The organism is Luteococcus sp. (assembly GCF_043424415.1).
GTDB lineage: Bacteria > Actinomycetota > Actinomycetes > Propionibacteriales > Propionibacteriaceae > Luteococcus.
Window position 1 is genome coordinate 1 of sequence record NZ_JBHWOO010000198.1, and the last position, 5,615, is coordinate 5,615.

The window sequence follows — 5,615 nt, forward strand, 5'->3', positions numbered from 1 at the left end:
GGGCCTGGTCCAGCAGGGCGACGATCCGGTCGCGGGTGGCGCGGACCTGGTCGGCGGTCGCGCCGGCGGGCAGGCCCAGGTGGTCCAGCCCGGTGGGTCGGTGCTCGGGGTTGGTCATTCGGGGCTCCGTCGTCCGCCCCAGCCCTTTGTACAGTGAGCGCCAACGCAACAACCACGGTTCTTTCCGTGACAACTTCCCAGGCAGCGCGCGAACGACGGAGTCCCGAATGACCAACCCCGAGCATCGACCCACCGGGCTGGACCACCTGGGCCTGCCCGCCGGCGCGACCGCCGACCAGGTCCGCGCCACCCGCGACCGGATCGTCGCCCTGCTGGACCAGGCCCCCGCCGAGCTGCAGCCCTGGGCCCAGCGGCAGAAGGCGCTGGCCGAACGCTCCGCCCAGGCGGCCCTGACCGACACCGGAAGCCCGGAGCAGTCCGCACTGGCCGAGGACCTGCGCGAGCTGGGCCTCGACGACGACGCCGTGGCCCCCGCCACCGCGGCCGTGGCGGCACCCGCAGTGCAGAAGCCGTCGAGGAACCGCTCGCTGTTCAACTACCTCTCGCTGGCAGCCCTGGCCGCTGCGATCGTGATGGGCGTCTACCTGATGGGCGACAGGCCGCAGGAGGCCCAGCCGCAGGCCGCTGCCTCGTCCGCCCAGCCCGCCTCCACACCCAAGCCCGCCGACCCCAAGATGGTCGCGACCCTGGAGAAGAAGATCGCGGAGAACCCCAAGGACGTGCTCTCCATGCGCGCCCTGGGCCAGATCTACGACGGCTCCGGCGAGTACGACAAGGCCGCCCAGTGGCAGCAGCGGATCACCCAGGTCGATCCGAAGGACGTCGACGCCTGGCTCGCCCTGGGCGTGGCCCAGTTCAACGCCGCCAAGCTCGACGAGGCGGCCGTCAGCTGGAACAAGGCGGCCGCACTGGCACCCAAGCGTGCCGAGATCTACTACAACCTCGGCTTCCTGCACATGTCGCGGGGCGACATGGCCAAGGCCAACCAGGCCTGGCAGAAGGTCGTCGACATCGCCCCCGAGTCGCAGCTGGCCAAGACCGTCAAGTCCCACCTGTCCAATGTCTCGGCCACGCCGTCCGCCGCCACCACGCCGTCGGCCGCGGCCACGCCCTCGCGCTGACACCCACCGGGCACGACCATGGACAACCTCACGCTTCCGATCGCGCTGCTGGCGGGCATCATCAGCTTCGCCTCGCCGTGCTTCCTGCCGATCGTGCCCATCTACGTCGGCTACCTCGTGGGGTCCGACCCGTCGCAGCGCACTCATCGCGCAGCCCTGGTGCAGTCGCTGGCCTTCGTCCTGGGCTTCACGCTGGTCTTCACCGCCTTCTGGGCCTCCATCGGCCTGGTCGGCATGGTGCTGGGCGAGCACCAGGACCTGCTGCGCTGGGCCGGCGGCCTGGTGCTGGTGGTGATGGGCCTGCACGTCGCCGGGCTGGTGGAGATCCCCGTGCTGTCACGCGCCATGGGTGGCCCCCGCTCCGGCCGTGGCCCCGGCCAGGTCAGCCTGGGACGGTCGCTGCTGCTCGGGTTGGCCTTCGGCGCCGGCTGGACGCCGTGCATCGGCCCCGTCCTGGGCGGCATCATCGCCCTGGCCACGCAGACCAGCAGCGTCTGGCACGGCGCCGGCCTGCTGCTCACCTACTGCCTGGGCCTGGGCATCCCCTTCGTCGCAGTGGCACTGGGCGCCTCCTGGGTGGGGGAACGACTCGCCTGGTTCGTCCGCCACGCCACCATCGTCCAACTGGTCTCCGGAGCACTGCTGGTGCTCACCGGATTCCTGGTGGTCACCAACCAGTTCAGCAAGCTGTCCGGCTTCGGAGTATGAGGAACAGATGAGCACCGCAACACCATCCACCCGCCGCACGACAGGCGCCGACCCCGGGGGCGACATGGGCCTCGGCGAGATGCTGCGACGCATCTACGCCATCTTCTACAACAAGAAGATCGGCCTCTTCCTCATCTTCGCGATGACGGTGCTCTCCCTGGTCGGCGTCCTGTTCAGCCAGGTGACCGCCGAGCAGTTCGCCGACAAGGAGGTCTACGACAGCTTCCTCGACTCGGTGCGCGGCAAGTACCGCGGCTGGACCACACCGCTGAGCTTCATGGGCGTCTTCCACATGTTCAGCTCCTGGCCCTTCCGGCTGGTGACCATCGCCCTGGTGCTCAGCATCATCGGCTGCACCACGCACCGGCTGCCGTTGCTGTGGCGCAATGCCACAGCCCCGCACACCCACGTGCGCGAGGGCTTCTTCGACCACGCACGCACGCGCCACAGCGTCGAGCTGTCCACCGACCCGGAACAGGCCCTCGAAGCGGCCCGTGCCGGACTGGTCAAGCGCCGCTTCCGCGTCCTGACCGACGACCGCGGTGACGGGCTCAACCTGTATGCCGACCGCAACCGCTGGATGCCGCTGGGCACCGCCCTGGCCCATGCCGCCTTCGTGCTGATCCTGCTGGGCGTGCTGGTCACCAACAACACCGGCTTCCGCGACGACGAGTTCACCGTCCCGGTGGGCATGGGCCCCAAGCAGGTGGGCCATGACACCGGGCTGAGCGTGCAGGCCAAGAGCTTCACCGACTCCTACCACAACGACGGCAGCCCGATGGACTATGCCGCCGAGCTGGTGCTGTTCAAGGACGGCAAGCAGGTGCTCGAGCACACGGCCCGCGTCAACTCCCCCATGAAGTACGACGGCATCAAGTTCAACCAGGCCTACTTCGGTTTCGCCGCCGAGGTGGACATCGCCGACGCCCGGGGCAAGGCGATCCTCCACGACGCCGTCCCGCTGCAGTACTCCAATGCCGACGAGACGCAGAACTACGGCCGCGTCGAGTTGCCCGCCCAGGGCCTGCAGGTCTACGTGATCGCCCCCGCCTCCGGCCAGGTCGACGCCCGCATCGGCCCCGGACAGGTGCAGGTGGAGGTCTACAAGGCCGACTCCAACGAGCCCGTCGCGCAGCAGGTGGTGAGCCAGGGCCAGCCCGCCGAGGTGGGGGGGCTCAAGGTCACCTTCGAGCGCGAACGCCAGTTCACCGGCCTGATGGTCTCGCAGGACCATGGCGCGCCATTGGTGTGGACCGGCTCGCTGCTGCTGGTGCTCGGCACCATCTGCACGATGTTCTTCAAGCACCAGCGCGTCTGGCTGAGGATCCACCCCACCGCCTCGGGAAGCCAGGTGCGCATGGCCTCGCCCGACAAGCACGACACCATCTTCGAACGCACCATGAAGACCTTCGTCGAATCCCTCGGCGAACCCGCCAACCGCCAGAGTTCCGAGCCGGCACCCGGTTCCGAGCAGACCCTGACCACCTCCGGGAGCACCCATGCTTGAGATCTCCAAGTACTGCCTCGTGGCAGCCACCATCCTGGTGGCGCTCGCCTCGATCGCCTTCGTCGCCGGCCTGACCACCAGCCGTCGCAGCCCCGCCCTCGCGGCGGCCGGGGGCGGCACCGTCGACGCCGCGCCCGCCACCTCCACCACCCATGGCGTTGCCTGGTATGCCAGCCAGCTGACCCTGGTGGCGATGATCCTGATGACGATCTCGCTGATCACCCGGGCCATGGTCACCAAGCACGCCCCCTTCGCCAACCAGTACGAGTTCGCCTGTGCCTTCGGCTGGGGGATGCTGCTGTTCTACGTCTACTTCGAACGTCGCCACCACGCCCGCGCCCTGGGCATCGCCCTGCTGCCGATGGCACTGGCCGTGCTCGTCTACGCCGCCACCCGCGACGACATCACCCGCCCGCTGATGCCGGCCCTGCAGAACCCCTTCATGCTGACCGTGCACGTCTTCCTGGCCGTGCTCGGCTACGGTGCCGGCGGCGTCGCCTCGGCCGCCGCCATCCTCTACCTGCTCAAGCCGAAGGTGCGCTGGAGCGCCCTGCCCAGCCGGGAGCGCCTCGACGAGCTGGGCTACCGCGCCGTCGTCTTCAGCTTCCCGCTGCTGACCATGATGAACATCCAGGGCGCCATCTGGGCCAACACCGCCTGGGGCCGCTACTGGAGCTGGGACCCGAAGGAGACCGCGGCCCTGGTGACCTGGCTGGTCTACGGCGCCTACCTGCACGCGCGGGTGACCCGCGGCTGGCAGGGCAACCGTTCGGCCTGGCTGCTGATCCTGGGCTTCGCCTCGATCGTGTTCACCTTCCTGGGCAACCACTTCTTCGGTGGCCTGCACTCCTACGCCTGATCCGTCGTCGACACCCGAGGTGAATGACATGAGCACCGCCAGCCCCGAGCCGGGACGTCCCGGGCAGCAGAGCGAGGCGCCGTCGAAGGACTGGCGCGAGGGCCTGCGCTCCAGCCGCTTCGGCAGCATGGCCGTCCTGCTGGTCACGCTGGCCCTGGTGATGGTGGGTGCCTGGGCGATCAACCGCCCGGACGCCCCGGCCGAGGGTGGTGGGGAGGCCGGACTGGCCAATGGCGCCACCGCGGTGACGCTGGAGGGTGACCAGTCCGGCTCGGCGCCCGAGATCGGGCAGCCGGCACCGCGCTTCACCGCCACGACGCTGGACGGGCAGAAGATCTCGCTGTCGGAGTTGAAGGGCCACCCGGTGTGGATCAACTTCGGCGCCACCTGGTGCACCGCCTGCCGCGCGGAGGCCCCCGACATCGAACAGGCCTGGAAGCGCAGCAAGCCCAAGGGCACCATGGTCGTCTCGATCTTCATCAACGAGGACCAGGCCACCGTGCGCGGCTACCAGCAGCGACTGGGGCTGACCGTCCCGATGGTCAGTGATCCGGACACCCTGATCGCCTCGCGCTACCGCTCGATCGGCATCCCGTCCCACTTCTTCATCGACGCCGACGGGATCCTGCGCGCCAGTCACGTCGGTGCCCTGACCTCCGAGAAGATGGACGAGAACCTCAAGGCCATCGGCGGCTGATCCCGCCCGGCCCGAACGCCACAGGACCCCGCACCCGTGATGGGCGCGGGGTCCTGCCATTTGCCCGACTCCCGCACTGGGGGACGGGAGTGCGGGGCCGGCCTGGAAGGGCTCCTCCTTGGTGCCGAAGCAGTGATGCACCAGGGCCGGGTCCACCTCGGCGGCACGGCCGATGGCACGGATCGAGGTCTTGTCGTAACCGCGCGCTGCGAGCAGGTGCCGGGCTGCGGCCAGGATCTCCTCGCGGATCTCGGTGCGGCCGGGCTGGGCGGCAGGTGTGGGGCGCGCCCGCAAGGTCGCGTCCTGGCCGACTCAGGAGGCGTCGGGACGCAGCACCCGGATGCCGCCGCGGCGGTCCTCCACCAGCGTCCCGGGCACCTCGGCACAGGCGGCCCAGCACAGCCACATGTCGCCCACGCCGCCCGACAGGTGCAGGGCGAAGGGGATCACCCACCACGACGGGGCGGGCCCCATGACCATCAGCAGGAGCAGCAGGACGTTGACGAGCACGTTGGGCAGGGCGGCGATGACGATGTACTGCCATCGGGTGAACAGGTGGCCCTCGTTGGTGGTGTAGACGTAGGGCAGCCCGGGCGACATGACACCGGCACCGAATCGGGGCCGGGCCCCCAGGGCCAGCATCCCCAGCCCGTGCAGGAACTCGTGCAGCAGCAGCGTGGCCACGCTCATCACCGCCGTGGC

Annotated in this window: 6 protein-coding genes and 1 pseudogene; 5 read left to right on the forward strand and 2 right to left on the reverse strand. The window is 69.6% G+C overall.

Features of this window, described 5'->3' with window-relative positions; translation table 11 throughout:
• The first annotated feature begins 227 nt into the window (after positions 1-227).
• Genes ACHFFZ_RS11400 through ACHFFZ_RS11420 form a run of 5 tightly spaced genes read left to right on the forward strand, consistent with a single transcriptional unit; the run spans position 228 to position 4,913 of the window.
• Positions 228-1,142: a tetratricopeptide repeat protein gene (locus tag ACHFFZ_RS11400; protein WP_394276734.1), complete on the forward strand. Its 915-nt coding sequence runs from the start codon at positions 228-230 to the stop codon at positions 1,140-1,142.
• Between the two features lie 18 nt (positions 1,143-1,160).
• Positions 1,161-1,850, forward strand: a complete 690-nt coding sequence (locus tag ACHFFZ_RS11405; RefSeq protein ID WP_394276735.1) for a cytochrome c biogenesis CcdA family protein — start codon at positions 1,161-1,163, stop codon at positions 1,848-1,850.
• Between the two features lie 7 nt (positions 1,851-1,857).
• The gene (locus ACHFFZ_RS11410) at positions 1,858-3,357 is read left to right on the forward strand and encodes a cytochrome c biogenesis protein ResB (RefSeq protein ID WP_394276736.1); all 1,500 of its coding nucleotides are present in this window, start codon (positions 1,858-1,860) and stop codon (positions 3,355-3,357) included.
• Positions 3,350-4,216, forward strand: coding sequence for a c-type cytochrome biogenesis protein CcsB (ccsB, locus tag ACHFFZ_RS11415; RefSeq protein ID WP_394276737.1), 867 nt, complete (start codon positions 3,350-3,352; stop codon positions 4,214-4,216). Before ACHFFZ_RS11410 ends, ccsB begins: the two co-directional genes overlap by 8 nt.
• Positions 4,217-4,244: 28 nt before the next feature.
• Positions 4,245-4,913: a TlpA family protein disulfide reductase gene (locus ACHFFZ_RS11420; RefSeq protein ID WP_394276738.1), complete on the forward strand. Its 669-nt coding sequence runs from the start codon at positions 4,245-4,247 to the stop codon at positions 4,911-4,913.
• Between the two features lie 123 nt (positions 4,914-5,036).
• Here the strand turns inward: ACHFFZ_RS11420 and ACHFFZ_RS11425 are convergent.
• Positions 5,037-5,207: pseudogene (locus ACHFFZ_RS11425) on the reverse strand (TetR family transcriptional regulator); the annotation flags it as partial.
• Between the two features lie 18 nt (positions 5,208-5,225).
• Positions 5,226-5,615, reverse strand: a 390-nt coding sequence (locus tag ACHFFZ_RS11430; RefSeq protein ID WP_394276739.1) for a DUF3267 domain-containing protein, incomplete at its 5' end; no start/stop codon positions are given.

Excerpts from the sequence above, each read along its gene's own strand:
- ACHFFZ_RS11400 (WP_394276734.1), top strand. The coding sequence starts at position 228 with ATGACCAACCCCGAGCATCGACCCACCGGGCTGGACCACCTGGGCCTG.
- ACHFFZ_RS11405 (WP_394276735.1), top strand. The coding sequence starts at position 1,161 with ATGGACAACCTCACGCTTCCGATCGCGCTGCTGGCGGGCATCATCAGC.
- ACHFFZ_RS11410 (WP_394276736.1), top strand. The coding sequence starts at position 1,858 with ATGAGCACCGCAACACCATCCACCCGCCGCACGACAGGCGCCGACCCC.
- ccsB (WP_394276737.1), top strand. The coding sequence starts at position 3,350 with ATGCTTGAGATCTCCAAGTACTGCCTCGTGGCAGCCACCATCCTGGTG.
- ACHFFZ_RS11420 (WP_394276738.1), top strand. The coding sequence starts at position 4,245 with ATGAGCACCGCCAGCCCCGAGCCGGGACGTCCCGGGCAGCAGAGCGAG.